Source organism: Psychrobacter lutiphocae DSM 21542, assembly GCF_000382145.1.
Lineage (GTDB): Bacteria > Pseudomonadota > Gammaproteobacteria > Pseudomonadales > Moraxellaceae > Psychrobacter > Psychrobacter lutiphocae.
Genome location: NZ_KB907638.1, coordinates 1 through 23,179 on the forward strand (window position 1 = coordinate 1; position 23,179 = coordinate 23,179).

At 42.5% G+C, this 23,179-nt stretch carries 15 protein-coding genes; 11 read left to right on the forward strand and 4 right to left on the reverse strand.

Translation table 11 applies throughout. From position 1 onward, the window contains the following. Positions 1 to 485: 485 nt before the first annotated feature. Positions 486 to 3,095: an aminopeptidase N gene (gene pepN / locus H140_RS0107570; protein WP_019673060.1), complete on the reverse strand. Its 2,610-nt coding sequence runs from the start codon at positions 3,093 to 3,095 to the stop codon at positions 486 to 488. 244 nt (positions 3,096 to 3,339) lie between these two features. Here pepN and H140_RS15170 point away from each other — a divergent pair, with 244 nt between their 5' ends. From H140_RS15170 to H140_RS0107620, 10 genes are all read left to right on the forward strand, one after another. Then, positions 3,340 to 4,011, forward strand: a complete 672-nt coding sequence (locus H140_RS15170; RefSeq protein WP_019673061.1) for a DUF6231 family protein — start codon at positions 3,340 to 3,342, stop codon at positions 4,009 to 4,011. Between the two features lie 386 nt (positions 4,012 to 4,397). After that, entirely contained in the window at positions 4,398 to 4,910 is a 513-nt protein-coding gene (pal, locus tag H140_RS0107580; protein ID WP_019673062.1) for a peptidoglycan-associated lipoprotein Pal, read from the forward strand. A gap of 167 nt (positions 4,911 to 5,077) precedes the next feature. Continuing rightward, positions 5,078 to 5,836 (forward strand): 4'-phosphopantetheinyl transferase family protein, encoded by a 759-nt coding sequence (locus H140_RS15175; RefSeq protein WP_019673063.1) that lies wholly within the window; start codon positions 5,078 to 5,080, stop codon positions 5,834 to 5,836. Between the two features lie 372 nt (positions 5,837 to 6,208). Beyond that, positions 6,209 to 7,630 (forward strand): adenosylhomocysteinase, encoded by a 1,422-nt coding sequence (gene ahcY, locus H140_RS0107590; RefSeq protein WP_019673064.1) that lies wholly within the window; start codon positions 6,209 to 6,211, stop codon positions 7,628 to 7,630. Between the two features lie 160 nt (positions 7,631 to 7,790). Next, a complete protein-coding gene (metF, locus tag H140_RS0107595) occupies positions 7,791 to 8,642 on the forward strand; it encodes a methylenetetrahydrofolate reductase [NAD(P)H] (protein WP_019673065.1) in 852 nt (283 codons plus the stop codon). 52 nt (positions 8,643 to 8,694) lie between these two features. Continuing rightward, positions 8,695 to 9,567, forward strand: coding sequence for a 16S rRNA (uracil(1498)-N(3))-methyltransferase (locus tag H140_RS0107600; RefSeq protein ID WP_019673066.1), 873 nt, complete (start codon positions 8,695 to 8,697; stop codon positions 9,565 to 9,567). Between the two features lie 247 nt (positions 9,568 to 9,814). Next, positions 9,815 to 11,608 carry an acyl-CoA dehydrogenase C-terminal domain-containing protein gene (locus tag H140_RS0107605; RefSeq protein ID WP_019673067.1) on the forward strand — a complete coding sequence of 598 codons (1,794 nt, stop codon included), beginning with the start codon at positions 9,815 to 9,817 and terminating at the stop codon, positions 11,606 to 11,608. 245 nt (positions 11,609 to 11,853) lie between these two features. Further along, positions 11,854 to 13,638, forward strand: coding sequence for an acyl-CoA dehydrogenase C-terminal domain-containing protein (locus H140_RS0107610; RefSeq protein ID WP_019673068.1), 1,785 nt, complete (start codon positions 11,854 to 11,856; stop codon positions 13,636 to 13,638). A gap of 293 nt (positions 13,639 to 13,931) precedes the next feature. Continuing rightward, positions 13,932 to 16,406, forward strand: coding sequence for a site-specific recombinase (locus H140_RS0107615; protein ID WP_019673069.1), 2,475 nt, complete (start codon positions 13,932 to 13,934; stop codon positions 16,404 to 16,406). A gap of 297 nt (positions 16,407 to 16,703) precedes the next feature. Continuing rightward, positions 16,704 to 17,438 (forward strand): glucose 1-dehydrogenase, encoded by a 735-nt coding sequence (locus H140_RS0107620; RefSeq protein ID WP_019673070.1) that lies wholly within the window; start codon positions 16,704 to 16,706, stop codon positions 17,436 to 17,438. A 158-nt stretch (positions 17,439 to 17,596) separates the two neighbouring features. Here the strand turns inward: H140_RS0107620 and H140_RS0107625 are convergent, their stop codons facing one another. The 3 genes from H140_RS0107625 to pdxA form a co-directional block, all read right to left on the reverse strand. Then, positions 17,597 to 18,430 (reverse strand): symmetrical bis(5'-nucleosyl)-tetraphosphatase, encoded by an 834-nt coding sequence (locus tag H140_RS0107625; protein WP_019673071.1) that lies wholly within the window; start codon positions 18,428 to 18,430, stop codon positions 17,597 to 17,599. A gap of 204 nt (positions 18,431 to 18,634) precedes the next feature. Beyond that, the gene (rsmA, locus tag H140_RS0107630) at positions 18,635 to 19,564 is read right to left on the reverse strand and encodes a 16S rRNA (adenine(1518)-N(6)/adenine(1519)-N(6))-dimethyltransferase RsmA (RefSeq protein WP_019673072.1); all 930 of its coding nucleotides are present in this window, start codon (positions 19,562 to 19,564) and stop codon (positions 18,635 to 18,637) included. Between the two features lie 249 nt (positions 19,565 to 19,813). Then, complete coding sequence (gene pdxA / locus H140_RS0107635) at positions 19,814 to 20,950, reverse strand: 4-hydroxythreonine-4-phosphate dehydrogenase PdxA (RefSeq protein WP_019673073.1); 1,137 nt, start codon at positions 20,948 to 20,950, stop codon at positions 19,814 to 19,816. A gap of 762 nt (positions 20,951 to 21,712) precedes the next feature. On the opposite strand from pdxA, the gene dnaB reads away from it, so the two are divergent. Continuing rightward, positions 21,713 to 23,152, forward strand: coding sequence for a replicative DNA helicase (gene dnaB, locus H140_RS0107640; protein ID WP_019673074.1), 1,440 nt, complete (start codon positions 21,713 to 21,715; stop codon positions 23,150 to 23,152). Positions 23,153 to 23,179: the final 27 nt, after the last annotated feature.

The window sequence follows — 23,179 nt, forward strand, 5'->3', positions numbered from 1 at the left end:
CTTACAGTGTTCGCTACACCCTTGTAAGCTATTTGCCATCAAGGGTTCGTTAAGCATTTGGTAGCTGACTTTATCATTGTGAATAAAACGCCATAATGCTTGTGTTTGAGCGAAACTACTTTGATTATTAATGGTAGCTTTCATACCTGTGTGTAGATAACCATTTAGGTGTGTGTGATTACGTACGAGTTGTTGATATCGTTTAATGAGCCTCGTATCTAGCTCCATTTTCTCTATGCCATACTAATTTATTCTAACAGCTTTATGAGCTGTTACCAATTGTGTAGATACCTATGCTTTGAGAAAGGGGGACTTGCCCTCCGTTTCAACATATTGCAATAAATAAGCTAAAGATACAGCTAATAACTCAGTTATTAATATTCCCAACTATTCATGTTGAGAGTGGGGTTTATATACTGTGAATATATGACTTGCTGGGTGTTGTTGCACCCAGCCAGCCTACGCCCATTAATCTGCTCCCCTATTTAACTTGCACTTAGCAGGGTCTGTAAGCTTTCTATCACGTTTTTGGATTTGACTTGACCACTTAGCTGTTGCAATTGCGCTTGTGCCTCAGTGCGCATCGGCTCAGCAAGGGTGTACCAGCGTGATAATGCCTGCAATAAGCGAGAGGCCAATACAGGGTTGGTCGCATCTAGCTTTTGCACCACAGAGATATAGGTTTGTAGCCCTTCTGTCGTCCACAGCTTGGTTGGCTGTGACGCAAAGCTACCCACCACTGCACGGATTCGATTTGGTGTACCCCAATCAAAGTCCTCACGCTCAATCAACGCCTGAATATCTGCCACGCTGGCATTGACATCGCCGGCTTGTACACTGAACCATAAATCCATGACCAAGGCTTGCTTATTAAAGCGCTGATAAAAGTCGGACAACACCTCAGCTTTGGCAGGATGCTGATGATTGACCATAGCGGTCAATGCGCCCAAGCGTTCGGTCATACAGCTGGCCGTGTCATACTGAGATTGCGCCCACTGATGCGCCTCCTTGATACCCGCCGTCAGTGCCATATCTAGCACTACATTACGCAAGGCACGTTTGCCACGTGCTTCTGGCGTATCTTCATAGCTATTAATCGGTAACTGCTGATACACAGTAGCCCAATGTTCAGCTAAAGCTTGCGCCAGCTGCTGCTTTAAGGCCTGCCATTTTTGCTTCATCTGTTCAGGCTGATAGTTTGAATTGACCGAGCTTGCCAGCTCACGCTCAGCAGGAATGTCCAAAATGCGAGCCGCCAGCATCGCATCGGTTTCGGCCAGTTCAACGAAGGCTTTGCTAACGGCTTGTAGATACACTTTTGGATCATGACCTTGTAATAAGATTTGATTGACCAAAGCTTGTGCACTTTGCCACTGGTTAAAGCCGCTGGTTTCATGTGCCAACAAAAAGGCCAAGTCTTGCTCGCTGTGGTCATATTTTAACTGTACTGGTGCACTAAAGTTACGCAGCAATGACACCACAGGCTCTACACTCTCTACCGTATTTAATTGTTCAAATACAAAGTCTTGTTGTGCTGTATCTAGCATCAATAAACGCTCTTCAATCAGCTCACCGGTTGTTCTGTCGAACACTGCTGTCGCAATCGGTATTGGCAAGGCTTTTGGCGCATCACAGCCCTCAACGTGGCGGGTGCGCTGTGATAAGCTGATCGTTAGCCTGCCACTTTCTGGGTCAAACTGCTGTGAGCCAGTAACCTCTGGCGTACCTGGCTGAGTGTACCAGTCAATAAAGTGCTCGACCGATTTGCCATTAGCACTTAACGCCGATAGCCAGTCTTCAACGGTCACCGCTTGCCCATCATAGCGCTCAAAATAGGTATCTGTACCTTTCCGATACTTATCACCTAGGGTATTGGCGAGCATACGCACCACTTCAGCGCCTTTTTCATAGACGGTTGTGGTATAGAAGTTATTGATTTCAACAAAGCTATTTGGACGTGGTGGATGCGCTAAGGGACCTGCATCTTCAGTAAATTGATAGGCACGTAGCATAGACACATCATCAATGCGCTGTACCGCAGGTGACTGATGATCGGCCGAAAATGATTGATCACGGAAGACGGTTAACCCCTCTTTTAAACACAGCTGAAACCAATCTCGGCAAGTGACTCGGTTACCTGTCCAATTGTGGAAATACTCATGCGCAATGATGGCTTTGACGCTAAAGCTACGGGCATCCGTGGTGGTCTCTGGGCTAGATAACACGCAAGAGGTGTTAAAAATATTTAAGCCTTTGTTTTCCATCGCCCCCATATTAAACTGCTTCACCGCTACGATCATATAGCGGTCTAAATCATAGGCACGTCCGTAGTTGACCTCATCCCAATGCATTGCGTCTTTTAACGCCTGCATCGCCACATGACACTTATCTATATCATACTGCTGCGCATAAATCTCCAGCGTTACCTCTCGACCTTCAATAGTGGTATAGCTGTCGGTTAGCACAGCTAAGTCTGCAAACACACAGGCAAACAAATAGCTTGGCTTTTTGCTGGCATCATGCCAAATGGCATAATGGCGATTGCTGTCTTCTGCGACATCACCTGATTCAATCAAGTCACCGTTGGCAAGTAAGGTCGGGAACTTTTTGTCCGCCTCTAAGCGAGTGGTAAACACCGACAGCACATCAGGGCGGTCGGGATAATAGGTAATCTTACGAAAGCCTTCTGGCTCACATTGAGTAACATACATCACCTCATCACCATCGCCAGCGATATACAAGCCTTCAAGCTCGGTGTTCTTTTGTGGCTCATGGCGGACACTGATTTTCAGTTCAACAGCATCTGGCGCATCTGGGATGATTAACTGAGTGTCATCTAAGTGATATCGACTGGCATCAAGAGGCTCATTATTCATATTGATACCAGTTAAACTCATGTTTTGACCAAATAACACCAAATCGCCTGAGTGCTGACGAGTCATCTTCAGTATGCTATCTACGGTCGCATGATCATCAAACATTTTAATATCTAAATGGACACTATCGACACCAAAGCTAGGTGGGGTATAGTCTTTTAGATAAATTTTTTGTGCAGGAGTGCAGGTTTTTTGTTGGTCTTCAGCTTCAGTACTCATGATATCTCTCTTGTTTGCCTATTTGCTGTCAGTTATGCTGTATTTTTAACTTTAAATAACTAAGTTTTTCAATGGCTAGGTTTTAATTTGATTTAAATTTTTTGTTTTAAAAGATGTATAGTGTTTTAAAAGATGTATAGTGTTTTAAAAGATGTATAGTATATTGTAGCATCCATTCTTATTTAAAGCCCCTAACCAAAAACCCATCTAAAATAAACTAAACTCAGACAGACTAAGCGAAATTATGCCAACTCAGCCTTTATCAACCCAGCAGCCAGCACAAAGACAGCGCTCACCTATTGTCAATGCAATGGTACAGCATCTATTACAGGTCATTGATTATTTACAGCAAGACGGGAATGAAGTACCTTTTAGCCTGCTTTTGATCAGTGAACAAGCAGTGCTAGAGCTAATGCCCATCTTAATTAAAAACAACTATGCTGACTTAGATATAGACATCTATACCCTCACTACTGAGGACTTTATTACAGCTGACTTTAATCATCGCTACACCTTAGGCTGCTTTATTGACCCTCAGTTAGTAGCAGTTGCACAACACAATGAACAATGTATGAATGTGACAAACATCACCACTATTCACAGCCAGCAACAACAGATTGCCACCCGATTAAGAGACTTATTTGCCCAACAAAGCGTGATATTTTTAGCCAATTCTAGCCTATCTACCACACACTCAAACCAAGGGGCTAATCAGATAAATATGTCAAGAAATCTCAATGATCTAGGTTATATCTTAACGCCCATAGCTGATGGTATCACCAATAAAGACCTAGCCACACAATCCACCATTATTAACTGCTGGCAATTTAATTTATATGATTACAAAGCTCGCCCTGATTGGCTCAATGCCAAATACTGGGCCAATCCTGAAAACTATGATAAATATCGCTGGTAACTAATCCCTAAAATATTCCCTAAAATAATCCCTAAAAATAAACCCCTAAAGCAGCCCTAGAATATACCCTAGAATAAGCCCTAAAAAAGTAACTAAAGTAGGCCAAGCTGATGGCAACAAAGATAAATTAACTTGTTATCTGGTCTAAATTTTGTCATGATTTTATCATGCTTCTATACAGCTACTATCTAGAAAATCGGAAGTCTCAATCCAGTAACACGAATAACACAACACAATATCTATTTTTATTTGTGTAATATTGGTTATAATGCATCTGTAATTATTTTTGCAAATATTCCAGTGTCCATCTGCGCGCTTGCTTCATCTGAATGTTCGTTGAAACAACACAGCGCTGAAAACACTTTTGAGTAAACTGAGGAACTCATATGCTTTCATATCTTAAAGTTTCAGCCATTGCACTTGCTTCTGCTACCCTACTTGCCACAGTCGGCTGTGCCAGCAAATCAAGCTCATCAGATCTTGTGGTTGCGCCAATGGCAGTGCCAGGTAACGCTGCGCACCAAGTACAACCGCTTATTGCCAACTCAGCTCAAGTTCAGGCTGATGCTCAAAATGTACGTAGCGTGGTTCATTTTTCCTTTGATAGCTTCGAGATAGATCCTGAAGCCGCCGCCATTTTAAATGAGCAAGTCGACTTTTTAGCCAACAATCCTGAAGCACGTGTGTTAGTCGCAGGCCACACTGATGAGCGCGGCAGCCGTGAATATAACCATGCGTTAGGTGAACGCCGTGCCCAAGCGGTAAAAGCTTATTTGGCCGCACAAGGTATCCCAGATGCCCGTGTTGAAACCATCAGTTATGGTGAAGATCGCCTGCTTGAGATGGGTACGGATGAAGCGTCACACGCTAAAAATCGTCGTGCGGAATTGACTTACTAGCACTAGCGCATTGCTTATTTGCTAATGACTCGCTCAATTTAATTTGATGACAGCCTGATAACATTCAGTATTAGGCTGTTATTATTTACAATCGATCTTAAACCGTCAAACAGCAAACACACAATCTAAGCTTCAGCACACAGCATAAACTGCAAAAAGCCAATGCAATGATAACGCCAAAAACCATCAACCTTAGTAATATAAACTTTCTCGCCTTTGATTGTTACGGCAACCAGCAGCCTTTATTTTCTACAAAAGCTAAGATTTGGCTTGCCTCTGCATGCTTTGAGTCCTTAAACACAACATTAACGCAACAACAAAAACAAAAACTGGCAGTACGTAAGCTTGCCAGTAAATTGATAGCGCAGCTTTCAACACAAATCACTGCTATTGAGATTTCTCAGGCAGTGAGTTTAGATGACTCTCACTATCCATATCGATTACAGCCTTTCGGTCATCGAGTCAGTTTTTCGCACTCTCAGCAGCAGGTGGCCTGCGCCATTACGTCATCACAGATGAATATCGGCATTGATGTAGAGTTAAATGGAGTTTCAGACAAGGTCTGTCAACGTTATTTTCATCGTAACGAGCTAAGCTGGTTACAGTTTTTGAAGCAACAGGGCACTATTGATGACGACGCCTTATGCCAACAAGCACGCCAGCTACTATGGATGCTTAAAGAAGGCTCTATCAAAGCCTTTAACACAGGTCAGCTTATCTCTGGGCTAAAGACGGATGTCAGCTTACCAGCGCAACGCCTATTATTACAATATCAACAACACTTACAAGATACCCAATCCTTTAACGCCACTACTGCCTTTTGTTGTACACAAAGTGGCACACCTCCCCTCCTGACAACAGGCTCATCTACTTATATTTATCTACCTTATTTGCAGTTGGTAGTTGTGATGGCACAAGGTGACTGACAATAAGACGATATCTATTAAACAAGTAACTGTTGAATAAGTAACTATTAAACAAGTAACTGCTAAATTTTCACCCTTTTTCATCAAAACTTACCTTTAAGCAATCCGTTAAAGATGACTTTAACGAGCACATCCATTACAATATTGCCCTGCCGAGAGGTGTTGCATCAGTTGCTACTGTTCCAGCTATTTGTTAACCAGCTATTTGTTAAATAGCGGATTGGTTTTATTCATAAAACTTATTATCTGCAAATAGATAGAGCAACTGTCAGGCTCGGTTAGTCAGAATGAATATGTGCTTTTTTACTGGCAAACAACGACACCTGCGTTTCTTTTCCCCTTAATTTTTTTATGTTCACCAAGGAGCTCGAGATGGACGCAGTGTCTAATATCGATTCAAAAACCAATTTAGAAAACTTCACAGATTACAAAGTAGCCGACATCAGCCTAGCTGATTATGGCCGTCGTGAAATCGCATTGGCCGAAGCAGAAATGCCAGCGCTAATGGGATTACGCAAGCGTTATAGTGAACAACAGCCATTAGCCGGTGCTAAGATTTTAGGCTGTATTCACATGACCATCCAAACCGCAGTACTTATCGAAACCCTAGTCGCTTTGGGCGCTGAAGTACGCTGGACGTCATGTAATATCTTCTCAACCCAAGACCATGCTGCCGCTGCTATGGCTGCCAATGGTATTCCTGTATTTGCATGGAAAGGTGAGACTGAAGAAGAGTATGAGTGGTGCTTACGTCAACAGCTGTATGTTGGTGGCGAAGAAAGTGGTCAGCTTTGGGATGCCAACCTAATTTTAGATGATGGCGGCGACTTAACCGCACTGATTCACAATGACTATCCTCAAATGCTAGAGACCATTAATGGTATCTCAGAAGAGACCACCACAGGTGTGCATCGCTTAATTGACATGCTAAACAAAGGGACGCTAAAAGTACCTGCTATTAACGTCAACGATGCCGTCACCAAGTCTAAAAACGATAACAAATATGGCTGTCGCCACAGTCTAAACGATGCTATCAAGCGTGGTACAGACATGCTACTTGCTGGTCGTCGTGCCCTAGTTATCGGTTATGGCGATGTGGGTAAAGGCTCAGCGCAAAGTCTGCGTCAAGAAGGCATGATTGTCCGTGTATCTGAAGTCGATCCTATTTGTGCGATGCAAGCTTGTATGGATGGCTACGAGTTAGTTTCTCCATATATTGACGGCAACAACACAGACTCAGCCGACAGCATCAATACCCGTTTGCTACAAGATACGGATCTGATCGTGACTACTACTGGTAACTACCATGTGTGCGATAGACATATGCTGGCCGCCCTGAAACCAGGCGCTCTTGTTTGTAACATTGGTCACTTTGATACTGAGATTGACACCCAATTTATGCGTGACAACTGGCGCTGGGAAGAGATCAAGCCACAAGTTCACCAGATTTATCGCTCAGATGACAAGGATGACTACCTCATCTTGTTGGCAGAAGGTCGCTTAGTGAACTTAGGTAACGCCACTGGTCACCCATCACGTGTGATGGATGGTTCCTTTGCCAACCAAGTACTGGCACAGATGTATTTGCACGAGCAAAAGTTCTCTGAGCTATCTGCAGAAGAGCGTGCCAACGGTCTATACGTGAAAGTATTACCGAAAAAACTGGACGAAGAAGTGGCTGCGGCAATGGTTGCTGGCTTCAATGGTGTTATGACTAAGCTAACACCTGAGCAAGCTGATTATATTGGCGTCTCTGTCGAAGGTCCATTCAAGCCAGACGATTACAAATACTAATCATCTGATTAGGCTAATAAAAAGTACTAACGTTAAACCATTTTAGTATTTAACAATTTGTGATAAGTGGTTTACATTATAAAGCTGAGAAATTGGATAATTTCTCAGCTTCTTTTTAGGGCCCATTTTTAGGATTTATTTTTTATATCAAGGACAGGGTATGACTAAGCCACAATTTTCTTTTGAATTTTTCCCAACCAAAACCGATGAAGGTGTTGAAAAGCTGTGCAACACCTTTGATACTTTAAACGAGCTGGCACCCAGTTATTTTTCAGTGACATACGGCGCTGGTGGTACCACACGTAAGCGTACTTTAGGTATTGTCGAAACTCTGCAAGCACGTAGCAACACTCCTATCGCACCGCACATCTCATGTATTGGTGATGATAAAAGTGAAATTGCTGAGCTACTCGATTTTTATAAATCCATTGACATTAACCGTATGGTTGCGCTACGTGGTGACTTGCCTTCTGGACAAGTGGGTATGGGTGAATTGCCATTTGCCGTTGATTTAGTACGCTTTATTCGTGAACATTCTGGCGATCATTTTCATATAGAAGTGGCTGCTTATCCTGAAATGCACCCGCAAGCCAAAAGCTTTGATGCGGATATCCAAAACTTAGTCAACAAATTTGAAGCCGGTGCAAACTCAGCAATCACTCAGTTTTTTTATAACGCAGAAAGCTATTTATACCTGCGTGACGCTCTAAATAAGCGTGGTGTTGACTTAGATCAACATAAGTTGGTCGCTGGTATCATGCCGATTACCAATTCAAGCAGTCTCATTCGCTTTGCTGACAGCTGTGGCGCTGATATTCCACGCTTTATTCGCAAACAGTTGGCCGATTATGGCGATGATCGCAAAGCCATTCGTGAGTTTGGCTTTGAAGTGGTACATCGTTTGTGTGAGGTGCTTATTTCTGAAGGCGTTCCGGCACTACACTTCTACTCAATGAACCGAGTAGAACCCAATAAGCGCCTGGTTGAATCTTTAGGTTTGAGCAATAGCTAACCTGAACAACAACTAACGCATAATTTTATTGATGACATGAAGGCTTGATAACATGCGCCGTTTTTTTTATTCATCCGACACACCCAACTTAAGCTTACAGCAGTTGCCTCTTGATAGTGAACTGCTATTAACAGACGACATTTATCATCACTGGTGCCGAGTGCTGCGTGCCAAAGTCGGTGAGCAAAGCCTTATCTTTGACGGCTTAGGCGGTAACAGCTTAATTGAACTGATTGAGGTTGATAAAAAAACAGCGACTGCCCGTATCTTAGCCCATCATAGCAGTGACAATATTTCAACGTTTTACAGCAGTATTGCGTTGGTCATGAGCCGTGGCGATCGAATGGATTATGCGATTCAAAAAGCCACCGAGCTGGGTGCCACTGCCATTCAGCTGCTCACCAGCCAGCATGGTGAGGTGCGCTTAAAAGCCAATCAAGTGGACAAAAAACTCAATCACTGGCAGCAAGTTGCCTTATCCGCCTGTGAGCAGTGCGGTCTCAATCGCCCACCACTTATCCTATCACCTGTCTCTATCGAAGAGTGGCTGCAAGGTAAAAAAGGTGATGTGCATGACAGCGTCCAGCTTTTAGTAACGGATGATTTTTATCAAGGCTTATGGCAACAGACTCCTGTCGCTTTAGTACTGGCTGTGCCCAGTCAGCAAGAAAAACAAACCCTAAATGTGGATGGCAAAATTCGACAGCAATTTAGCCGCTCTGTCACCACACAATCTCAGCACGCCCACCCTCGCTTTGACTTACTCATCGGTGCTGAAGGCGGTCTATCTGAGCAAGAATATCAGCTGGCACGTGACGCTGGATACTTGCCTTGGCAGCTTGGCAATCGAGTTTTGCGTACAGAAACAGCGCCTGTGGTTGCCCTCTCTACTTTGCTGTATATCAGTACAGCTACTCTTGCCTGAAACGGGGGAAATCAGGCGCTTTTTTCACGTTAAAAAATATAAAATCTACAACTTTTCTCTCAATTCAATATCTTATTTGTGACCCATAAGTCTTTGCAAACTCTTGTAAAATAACGGCTTAACTACTATCTTTTGATGTGAAATATTATCTTATCACCGCCAATCTCTTCTCTTAATAAAAGGCCTACTTTATTGAGATAAGTTCGGCTGTTTCTTTACTCACAACATATCATTTAAGGATAGCCTCATGCAGTATAAAGCCCCTCTTCGTGACATGCAGTTTGTTTTACATGAACTTTTAGACAGTGCAGCACACTACCAAAGCATCCCTCAGTTCGCTGAAATTGAGCGTGATATTATTGACAGCTATATCGAAGCGGCTGCCAACTTTGCAGAAAATGAAATTGCACCGCTCAACCGCAGTGGTGACGAAGAAGGCTGTACCTTTAATAACGGTGAAGTCACCACACCAACTGGCTTTAAAGAGGCGTACAAACAATATTGCGAGCTTGGTTTTGCTGCTTTGGCAGCTGAAGAAGAGTTTGGCGGTCAAGGCATGCCATTCTCACTGGGCACTGTGATTAACGAAATCATGGGCTCAGCCAACTGGTCATTTTCTATGTATCCAGGCTTATCACATGGTGCGATTGCTACCCTTGAGCACCACGGCACCGATGAGCAAAAAGCCACTTATTTAGAAAAAATGGTCACTGGCGAATGGTCAGGTACCATGTGCTTAACCGAAGCGCATGCTGGATCTGACTTAGGTATCATCCGTACCAAAGCTGAGCCCAATGGTGACGGCACTTACAGCATCACAGGTCAAAAAATCTTCATCTCTGCCGGTGAACATGATATGACAGAGAACATCATTCATATCGTCTTGGCTCGCCTGCCTGGCGCCCCTGCTGGTACCAAAGGCATCTCCTTATTTATCGTCCCTAAAGTGAATATTAATACTGACGGCAGCTTAGGTGAGCGTAACGGTGTAACCTGTGGTTCAATCGAACACAAGATGGGTATCAAAGCCTCTGCCACTTGTGTGATGAACTTTGATGGCGCTACGGGTTATCTTATTGGCCCAGAAAATCGTGGTCTAAACTGTATGTTCACCTTTATGAACGTGGCTCGTATCGGTACCGCAGTGCAAGGTTTAACTGCATCTGAAGTAGCGTTCCAAGGCTCACTTGAATACGCTAAAGAGCGTCTGGCCATGCGTTCACTATCCGGCGCCAAAGCACCAGATAAAGTCGCAGATCCTATCATCGTTCACCCAGCGGTTCGCAACATGCTATTGACCGAAAAAGCCTTTGCTGAAGGTGGTCGTGCACTGGTCTATTATCTGGCAATGTTTGCTGATATCGTGGCCAAAGGCACAGGCGAAGAACAAAAATACGCCGATCAAATGCTGTCATTGTTAACCCCAATTGCCAAAGCTTTCTTAACAGAAACTGGCTATGAAGCTGCCAACCACGGCGTTCAAGTCTATGGTGGTCACGGCTTTATCTCAGAATGGGGCATGGAGCAAAATGTCCGTGATACCCGTATCGCTTGTCTATACGAAGGTACCACTGAGATTCAATCTTTAGACCTATTAGGTCGTAAAGTACTGGGCTCACAAGGAAAGATGCTGGCCAACTTCACTAAAGTCATCCATAAATTCTGTAAAGAGCACGAAGACGATGACTCAATGGGCGAATTTATCCGTCCTCTAGCCAAGCTAAATACCGAATGGGCTGATTTAACCGCTCGCATTGGTATGCAAGCTACTCTAGATGCTGACTCAGTTGGCGCTGCAGCCGTTGACTATATGTACTTTAGTGGCTATGTTACTTTGGCCTACTTATGGGCACGTATGGCTGCTGTTGCCAAACAAGCCTTGGCCAATGGCACCACTGAAACTGGCTTCTATGATGCCAAAGTCAAAACCGCTCAGTTTTACTACAGCAAGCTATTGCCACGTACTCGCACTTACTTAGCTCGTATTGACTCAGGCGCTGAGCCTTATATGAGCATGGATGTGGACCAGTTTGCATTTTAATAAAATTGATTAGTTTATCCGTTTAATTAACTTTGTTAATAAAACAATTATCCCATTAAACTAATACGATTCAAGTCTATTGAGGTTTAGGTATAAGTGCTATCATCATGTATCGCACTTATACCGCACAGCTTATATTAATGACAGCAGCTCTTAATGACAGCAATCGCCTCAAATGAATCTCAAATCAATCACATCAACACATACAGCAACACATTAAACAATAACTGAATTAAGGACAAAACATGGCAATTTATAATCCACCGCTAGATGAAATGCGCTTTATGCTAAACGACGTTTTTGACGTTGAAAAATTTTGGCAAGCCAACGAAAACCTAGCTCATGTTGATATGGATACGGTCAACATGGTACTGGAAGAAATGGCAAAGCTGTCTAAAAACGTATTGTTGCCATTGAACCGTTCAGGTGATGAAGAAGGCGCAACTTATCAAGGTGATGGTGTTGTCACGACACCTACTGGCTTTAAAGATGCATTTAAACAATACGCTGAAGCAGGCTGGATTGGTCTTGGCGGTGATCCTGAATACGGTGGTCAAGGTTTCCCAAAAATGGTCACCATGTTGACCGAAGAGATGGTTTTCACTACTAACCAAGCTTTTGCACTCTACCCTAACCTAACCGTAGGTGCGACCCTTTGTTTATTAGCCTCAGCATCTGAAGAGCAAAAACAAACCTATCTTGAAAAAATGTACTCAGGTGAGTGGGCAGGTACCATGTGCTTAACTGAGCCACATGCAGGTACTGACTTAGGTATTATCAAAACCAAAGCTGAGCCACAAGATGACGGCAGCTACCTAATCTCAGGTACCAAAATCTTTATCACAGGTGGTGAGCACGACCTAGCGGACAACATCGTTCACCTAGTATTGGCCAAAACGCCAAATGCACCCGCAGGCTCAAAAGGTATTTCTTTATTCTTAGTACCTAAATTTATGGTCAATGAAGATGGTAGCCTAGGCGAGCGTAACACGGTCGCTGCTGGCTCTATCGAACACAAAATGGGTATCAAAGGCTCAGCCACTTGTGTGATGAACTTTGATAACGCCAAAGGCTGGATGGTGGGGGAAGAAAATACTGGTCTTGCCTCTATGTTCGTCATGATGAACTATGAGCGTGTCACCATGGGTCTGCAAGGTCTGGGTGGTACTGAGCTTGCCTATCAAAATGCAGCGGCTTATGCACTAGATCGCGTTCAAGGCCGTAGCGACCTTGGCGTACAAAACCCAGATAAAGCCGCTGACAGCATCGTGCATCATGCTGACGTGCGTCGTATGCTATTAAACGCCCGTGCCAACGCTGAAGCCTCACGCTGCTTTGCGATGTATGTTGCCAAGCAATTAGACGAGTCTAAGTTTAGCATTGATGAGGACAATGCCAAAGCCGCTGCTGCTCGTGTTGCGCTATTAACACCGATTGCTAAAGCCTTCTTAACCGATAAAGCCTTAGAAGCTACTATTGACTGTCAGCAAGTATTTGGCGGTCATGGCTATATCCGTGAATGGGGTATGGAGCAAATCGTTCGTGATACCCGCATCTCACAGATTTATGAAGGTGCCAACGGCATTCAAGCCCTTGACTTGTTAGGCCGTAAGATTGCTCGCAACCAAGGCAAATACCTAGAAAGCTTCCTAGCTGAAATCCGTGACTTTGTGACCAACATGAGCGCAGATCATGAGATTAAGCAAGCCACCCTAGATGCTGCGGATGTGATTGAAGAGTTAACCACAACCGTATTGACCAACATCGGCACACGCAAAACTGAAATCAATGGCTGTGCGGTGGATTACTTACATGCGATGGGCTACTTATGCTATGCCTTTATGTTTGCCATGATGGTTGAAGCAGCGCATGACAAAGAAGGCGAATTTTATGCCAATAAGCTAAAACTAGCCACTTACTTTGTTGGCCGTATCCTACCACGTATCAAAGCGCACGCCGCTATGGTTAAAACAGGTAGTGAGCCAATCATGGACTTTGATATTACTTACTTTGAACAAAATATCAGCTAATTGCTAGTTAATTATTAGCTGTTAGTCATTTCTAGCTAGCTGTTAGTCATTTATTAGTCAGTGCTAATCACATAATTGATACCAATAATACTTAAATTGACTAACAATTTTCGCTTATAATAGTCTGATAACGTTACAAAAAGACAGCTCTCGTGGCTGTCTTTTTTGTCAAAAAATGCTTATAGTCTTGTTTATCTTAACCACACAAACTTATTAACGATTACAATAATTGAGTTCTTTTTAAGGTTTGAGCCAAATTAGTTATATTAATCAAATCAATTAAGGGTATATAAGTGGCAGAATTAAAAGATATTTTGCAAAAAATAAATGCATTAGGTGACACACCTGAGCCTTATTTACTCAAAAAGCTGATTGACACTCTACGCGTATCAGAAACTGAGTTTAAGAAAAACCCAGATTGTACCAATGATCAATTACGTACTTTAAATACGCTACTACGTCAGCATCCTGAGTATGCTAATGGCTTAGCCATCTTTATTCTAACCTTGCTCAATAAATATCACCGTATGTCACTATATACGGATACTGGAATCTTATCAGACCATAGCTTTGCCAGTAGCTTATCACGTCTGGTGGGGCATCGTTTTGTGCCTTTATTACCAGATGATAACTCTATTGTGGAGCTAGTTGACTATCTATTTGACGGCAAACATGATGAAGACTGGCTGGCTAGTATTGATGAGACGCTTTGGTTTGAGCTCATTGATTTGCTCATGGTCGATGATGCCCACGCCAACTTAGTAGCAACAGCAAAAAACAATATCTTAAATGCCATGGTCATCTTGTCGTATCGAGTCAGTGGTATCGGCTTGCATCCTGATTTGATGAAAGCCTATCCGCAAATGCTCGATTACTCAGCCGCCTTTGTCGCACAAAACCAAGAAGCTGTGCTCTTTGCCAATGAGTATCGAGAAATCCATGAACTCGATAATTACACCGATATCATACCTGAGCAAGCCACCGACCTTGCGCCCCTTTTTGTGATGCTGGAGCAATGTGACAATATTGTTGATACGGTACGCAAGCGTATTTACAAAACAGGTATCTCCATTCGCCTAACCAACATGCTACTGCGCTTAGAGCAAAGCATTACCCGTATGCATATCTTGGGTTATCTATTGGGTGATGACAAAAAACAACGTGATAAAGCCGTCTATGAAATGACACAAGCCATTATCATCAGTGTCAAACGCCGTTATAGCATTGGTTATTTGATTAATAACAACACCAAACTTCTATCACGCAAAATCACCGAAAACTCTGGTCGTGTCGGTGAGCACTATATTAGTACCAACAAAGCTGGCTACATTAAGATGTTTAAAAAAGCCGCAGTTGGTGGTTTTTTGATTGCCTTTATGGCGACCATCAAGATTCTGTCTTATGACCTAGATCTGGCGCCAATGAGCCGTGCTTTTGTCAACAGTATGATTTATGGCTTAGGTTTTGTATTTATTCATATTATTCATGGCACGGTTGCGACCAAACAGCCAGCAATGACAGCAGCAGCGATTGCCTCGACCATCTCTGATAGCTCTGGCAAAAAATCGCATCAGTTGGTTAAACTATCTGAATTGATGGTAGATATTATCCGTACTCAATTTATTGCCATTATGGGTAACGTATTTATTGCAATGCCACTGGCACTGCTGATTTCTGTGGTCTGGTTGCAACAAATAGGGGCCCCGATGATTGACACTAAGCAAGCTGAACACTTATTACACGACTTGCATCCGTTTCATTCATTGGCCTTATTCCATGCTGCGATTGCTGGAGTATATTTGTTCTTAGCAGGTTTGATTGCTGGTTATTATGATAACTTAGCCTTGTTTAATAACATCGGTGAGCGTATCGCCCGTCATAAACTATTATTAAAAATATTGCCCAAAAACTGGCCTGAGCGCTTGGGAGTGTTTGTCGAAAACAACCTAGGTGCTATCATGGGCAACTTCATCTTTGGTATTTTCTTAGGTAGTACTGCTACTGTCGGATTTTTGTTTGGTCTACCGTTAGACATTCGCCACATTGCCTTCGCTTCAGCCAACTTTGCTCATGGTATCTTTAATATTCCAAGCGATGACTTAACTGCTGGGCTAATTCTGGTCTCGCTGCTGGGCGTGGTGTTGATTGGTATTATTAACTTGCTGGTCAGCTTCTTTTTAGCGATGACCGTTGCACTGCGATCAAAAGGCGTAAAAATACCAGAATGGAAAACCATCAGTAAACTAATGTTTACGCACTTATTAACCCAACCAAGAGACTTTTTTTTGCCGCGCCCTGAGCCAATGCAGTATGCTGAAATTGATAGCGATGGATTAATGATCCATGAGGACAGTAATAAAACTCAGAAAAATAAGCTATTTCCAAAGCACTTTGCGGTTCGTCGTTTGACCAACACTCATGTTAAGGTCACGCCAGAGGGTGTGGCTATTGATACCAAAGCTTCAGAAGCAGCAGCGACAACAACAGAGGAAGTAGAACAGCAGCCACAACAGAAGACCTCTACTCTGGCTGCGGATAAGCAACCTAAAGCGGCTGAAGAGCAAAAAGACAGTGGTAATATGGTGGGCTTAACCAGCTTGCAATATACTTATGTGGGTGATGAGGAAGCAGAAAATGCCAGCGCCGAGCAGCAGGCAAAATCTGATGCATCCGAAGCCAAAGCAGGTAAAGAGAATAAAAATGACAAAACCAAAAATGCCAAAACACCGCTGCCAAAACCAAAAAACCCGCCAAAACTACCGGAGTAAGCTCACCACTCCTTGCTTTTTTTAACAAAGCATCTACACAAAATAATCTAGCCTCAGTTATTATATTAAACACTTGGTTAATATAATAACTGAGGCTTTATGTTAATTAGTAAACTATAAGCAATAAGCAACATGAACCAAAAAAAGTTGGTTTTTTAAAGTAAGTTTTCCGTTATAGTTGTAGTCAGATAAATGAGTTACAAGGCAACCGAGTGCAAGTACTACTGAAGTAGGCTAAACGAGGTTAACACTGTAACTCTTTTATATGGCTGTGGCTATATTTGCAAGGAGTTAGAAATGTCACGCCTACAAGACAAAGTTATTATCATCACTGGTGCCGCACAAGGTATGGGAGAAACCCACGCCCGCTTATGCCTACAACAGGGGGCAAAAGTGGTATTGACCGATATCAATGCCGAAAAAGGTGAGGCGTTGGCCACTGAGCTTGGTGAAAATGCCCTATTTATTCAGCATGATGTGACAAACGAAGCGGACTGGCTGCGTGTTGTTGAGCAAACTGAAGCCACCTTCGGTCCCGTTAATGTGTTGGTCAACAATGCTGGCATCACTATGGCCAAGTCTTTATTAGACACCTCAATTGAAGACTACCGCCGCATCTTGGACATTAACCAAGTATCAGTCTTCTTGGGCATGAAGTCGGTCGTACCTTCCATGAAAAAAACCAAAAATGGCTCTATCATCAATATCTCATCGATAAATGGCTTGGTCGGTGGCGCTATTGGTTATACTGATTCTAAATTTGCGGTGAGAGGTATGACTAAAGCGGCAGCGATTGAGTTGGCTAACTACGGTATCCGCGTAAACTCTGTGCATCCAGGCGTCATTGCTACGCCGATGATTATGCAAGGTGACACCAAGGATGCGGTAGAACAGTTTGCCAAAACCATTCCACTCAAACGTGTGGCGCAACCAAAAGAAGTCAGTGGCATGGTGCTGTTTTTGGCCTCAGATGACTCAAGCTACTCAACCGGTTCTGAATTTGTTGTCGATGGCGGGTTAACTGCTCAATAAACCTTAGCGCTTAGTTTTAAGTTATCCTCATCAAACAGTTACAGCCAAAAGCAAAAAAACCACCCTACTCTTTGATGAGGGTGGTTTTTTATTAGAGGCTGTTATTGTTAACATTAAATCTATTATGAAAATTTCATTACAGCCTTAATAGAAAAAAACTATTTTGGGCATTTATCAGAAGTAGAGAATACCTTACCATCAGACAAACGATAAGCAAGCAAACTATTGCCCCATACACAGCCTGCATCTAGTGCACGCGCATGAGGCAAATCTATCTCTGCTTTTAATGCCGCCCAATGCCCGAACAACACCTTATGATCACGTGGCACATCCCACTCAAACCAAGGTAAAAAGCCGGCTGGCATCTCATCGGTTAAACTAGATTTAAAGTTTAGCTCTAAAGTACCATCTTGTTGGCACAGACGCATACGGGTGAAATAATTTGTAATGGCACGAATACGTGTAAAGCCGTGCAAACTTTCCGACCATTCATCGGCTTCTTTGCTATATAAATGCGGCAATACCCTATCGAGCTGCTTTAAGCTACTAGACAATTGCACTTCAACTTCACGCGCATATTGCTTAGCCTGCTTTATACTCCAATGTGGCGGAATGCCAGCATGTACCAAGACTTTATCTTTCTTAGGCATCAACATTAACGGCTGCCGACGCAACCAATCCATAAGCTCATAACTGTCTTCTGCATCCAAGATCGACTGGGTCTTATCTTTATCTTTTATTGATGCAAATCCACGCCATACAGCAATCAAGTTAATATCGTGATTACCCAATACGGTTTCAGCAGCGCCTTGTTGGCATAGTTTTTTGACGTGACGTAGTGTTGCTAAAGAATCTTCTCCGCGTGCCACCAGATCTCCAACAAACCATAGTTTATCTTGGTTGGGATCAAATTGTATTTTGTCTAAAAGATCTACAAAAGCACCATAACAGCCTTGCAAATCTCCGATTACATACTCGGCACGATATGTCATATATTCACTCAAGTCTCATTTTAATTGTCGTTTGTTACTACTACTGTTTGCTATATACTGTGTATTACATCCACTGTTAGCTATTAGGGTGGGTGCCATCTAGAGGCGTTCTTTAGTTATATCATTAACACCGATGATATCAAAGTCCAATAGGTATCATGACTCATAACTTTATTTCACCAATAAGCATTTGACCAATAAACATTACGAATTTAAGCCAGACTCTTGCTTAGCCACTACCAAATTGCTTAACGCTACAAAGTCTTTTACATCCAAAGTTTCGGGGCGTGCGCTCATAGCAATGCCTATGCGATCAAAATCAGCATCGGTTAAGGTCGGCATTAACGATGACTGTTTAAAGATTGCCCGTAGTGTTTTACGGCGGTGATTGAAGGTCTCGCGCACTACCAACGCAAATACTTTTTCATCCTCAGCAACCACAGGCTTAGTCTGGTGTGGTCGTAAGCGGAACACTGCACTGGTCACTTTTGGCGGTGGATTAAATGCGCCTCTTGGCACAGTCAACAAATACTCAGTTTCACAAAAATATTGCATAATCACTGACAAGCGACCATATATCTTACTACCAACTTCAGCGGTGATGCGCTCCACCACTTCTTTTTGTAGCATAAAGTGCATGTCTTCGATAATGTCCGAATACTCTAACAAGGTAAACAATAACGGCGTAGAAATATTATAAGGCAGGTTGCCCACAATACGTAGCTTCTTGCCAGCAGTACTCGATTGAGTGGACGCTTCATCACCGCCACTTTCAGCGCTTGGCTGTTGATACAAACTGGCATAATCAAAGTTCAGGGCGTTGGTGTTGATAATGGTAAAATTGGGGTGGCTGTTGGCACCGATGCGAATACGCAAGCTGTTTGCCAAATCACGATCTAATTCGATCACAGTCATGGCATCTACTTGCTCAAGCAAGGGTTCAGTTAATGCCCCCATACCAGGGCCAATTTCGACCAAATTATCGTCTCTATTGAGTCTAATACTATCTACAATTTGAGAAATTACACTGCTATCGTGCAAAAAATTTTGACCAAATCGTTTGCGTGGTTGATGTTTGGCTGCTTTTTGTAGCGTGCCATGTAATGGGTGCTTATTTGAAAATGATTGCGTCATAAAAGATTGGTTTTGATTATAAAAAATTAGAAGGCTGTCAGTGAGATGTATCAATGCTATACAGCCTCTAGTTTAGCATAATTAAACGGGTATCAGGCTGTTATCTTATTTTTGTCGTTCAAGCTTATTTTTGTATCTAAGTCTCAAAACAGGAGCTAAAATTAATTTTACCTATTTACTTTTTTCCTATTTACTTATTTAATTTACTTATTTATTATCCATTTATTTATCAACTATACAAAGACTATCTTACTCCTTTCCTACTGTAACAGAGCCTGATGCCATCTGCGCTGCCATCGTCAATGCTCGCCATAAGCTATGACTGCTTGGTTGCAAGCCACTGTCTTGTACATTACCTGCCAAATCTAGAGCCGTACCATGATCTACCGAGGTACGAATATAAGGCAAACCTAAGGTTAAATTGACCGTATCACCAAAACCATGCGACTTTAATACTGGCAACCCCTGATCATGATACATGGCAAGTACCGCATCGCAGTGCTGCAAATGATCTGGTGTAAACAAAGTATCTGCTGGCATTGTCAAAGAGATATCTACTCCCTGCTGTTGAAACTCTTCCAATACTGGGTTGATGACCTCAATCTCTTCTCTTCCTAAATGTCCGTCCTCTCCAGCATGTGGATTAAGACCACAGACCAAAACTTTTGGCTGCTTTAAACCAAATTTTTGTTGCAAGTCCGTAATTAAAATCTGTACAGTTTGTCGCACATTGTCTTTAGTTATTGCCTCTGCTACTTTAACCAAGGGCAAGTGGGTTGTCACCAAAGCAACTTTCATCATGGCATTGGCCAGCATCATCACCACCTTGTCACAGCCACTTTGTTGCATAAAAAACTCAGTATGACCAGTAAACATACTGCCATCTGCCAAGGTAATACCAGCATCAATTAAAATAGACTTTTGCAGTGGCCCAGTGACTATGGCAGCAACCGCGCCCAATGTTGCCAGTTGATGTGCTAATTTTAATTGGGTAAACACCATCGCCGCATTTTGTTCATTTAAAATACCTGCTTCAACTGGAGCCGCACAGGCAACATGAATCACATAAAAGGCAACCGCTTTGGTTTGTTGCTGCTGAGACTCGGTTAGTCTCTGTTGTAAATAAGCGGCAGCATCTGACTGTTGATGTAGTATCTCAGCAGTAGTGATACGTTGCCATAAATGACTGTGATCTTGGTGCATCTGTGTACCATAGATGACAACAGCCCTTTGAGTTAATGCAATTTCATCACATAGTACAATCACCGGTCGTTGTAATTTTTGTAGTTTATCTTGTTTGGCTAACTGCAATATAATATCCATTCCAATACCAGCAGGCTCCCCTGTAGTAACCAGTAATGCGTTATTTGCTACGGTTATACCCATTTATCTTGTCCTATTATTGTCATTCCTTATTATATAACTCTTATCTGATTTACTAAGTTGAACAGGCTAGAGCCTGTCTTTAATTTGTGTAATGATATTTAAATGAGCTAAAAATAGCTAAATCTTGTTATGCAGCGTCAAATAACGGGTTAATATCATAATATTATCTGCGTTATTTTCTTAGTCTGACTGCGATTTGTCATATTTTTATCACCATTTTCAAAATGAAGACACACCCTTTTACAAGCAGCTTATTTGGTTTTAGTTATTTTGGCTTTATGGTAAACTTAGAAGTTGCCAATTTATAATCTCCAGTTATGATACTACTTGCTTATCTAACACTTTTTTGGCATGTCTGGCGTTAAGCTCTTGAATTTACTAAAATAATCCATATAAATTGTTGTAATACAGTTATGACACACCTAAAAATTTAATTCAAATCTAGTTACTTAAAATTCTAGTTACTTAAAATACAGTTATCCCAAATCTATAACCTAGATTTAGTAAACATAATACATATTAACATTATACCCTCACTTGCCTATTGTATGGTACGGATTGTTGTATGGTATGGCTTAACTATATCACTAACTTTCAAAGTTAAATCATAAGTTGACGTAAAACTATAAGTTAGCACCACAAGCAATAAAAGCAACAATACAAGTGGTAGTGGCAAATAATTATCCCATTTTTTAGGGCTGATCAACGCAGAGTAAGGCAAATTTAGCCTGATAGCCCCTAATAGACAAAGACAAGCATCCTATGGCAGACAGTAGCAATAAAAGTAACAAAAAAGACAACAATGATGCTGGATTATCAGACTTACTTAACCAGCAACCTCCGCACAATATTGACATTGAAAAAGCACTGATTGCCTCTTTAATGAGTATTGAAGATTCGTTTGACAAAATCTCTGATATTGTCTCAAAAGACGATTTTTATGCTGGTCGGCATCAGCATATTTTTGCTGCTATTTCTCACTTGGCTCAGGTCGGCGAACCCTATGATACCGTCATGGTGCACGACTGGCTAAGCTCACAAAAGTTGCTAAAATCTGCTGGTGGTGAAAGCTATCTAGCGGATATTTTAACCCAAAGCCCAGGCACCTTGTTCAATCTCACTGCCTATGCAGAGCGGGTACGTGAGCTATCTACACTACGACAATTAATCACCGCAGGAAATGAGATGCTGGCACTGGCTTATGATCCTAGAGAACGCGGTATTGGCGAGATTCTTGATACGGTTGAATCAAACATTTTTGCTATTAATGAGCAGTACAACAAGCGTGCCTCCCAACGCGGACCAACCGACGTGAGCTCGGTACTTGCCAACGTTATGGAACAGATTGATGAGCTAAAAAACAACCCTGACGGAATGATTGGTTTACAGACACCATTTACTGAATTAAACAACAAGACCCAAGGTCTGCAATCTGGAGACTTGATTATTGTCGCTGCCCGTCCCTCTATGGGTAAAACGACCTTTGCGATGAACTTAGCTGAAGGTGTCTTATTCCATGAAAATTTGCCTGTCGTTGTGTTCTCAATGGAGATGCCCGCTGAGTCTATTGTGATGCGCTTGCTATCTTCATGGGGGCAAATTAACCAAACCAATCTACGTTCAGGGCAGATGACTGAAGATGAGTGGGCACGTTTGATGAATGCGGTAGCTCACTTACAGAAAAAAGCTCTATACATAGATGATAGCACCGCCCTGCCCCCTTCAGAGCTGCGTTCACGCTGTCGCCGTATTGCCAAAAACCATGACGGGCAATTGGGCTTAATCGTAGTCGACTATTTGCAGCTGATGAAAGTGCCGAGTTTAAGTGGCAACCGTGTGGAAGAGATTTCTGAAATCTCGCGTAGCCTTAAAGCATTAGCACGTGAATTAAACTGCCCAGTCATTGCGTTATCGCAGCTTAACCGCAGTCTTGAAAACCGTCCAAGCAAACGTCCTATCATGTCTGACTTACGTGAGTCTGGAGCTATTGAGCAAGATGCGGATTTGATTACCTTTATTTATCGTGATGAAGTTTACAACGAAAACTCGGACTTAAAAGGCGTAGCAGAAATCATCATTGGCAAACAACGTAATGGGCCGATTGGTACGGTGCGTCTTGCCTTTGAAGGACAATATACCCGCTTTATCAACTTAACACCAGATCATTTCATGGCGGATGCCAGCTTTGAAAATGATGAATAAGGCTAGTTGAACATTCACCACCTGTAC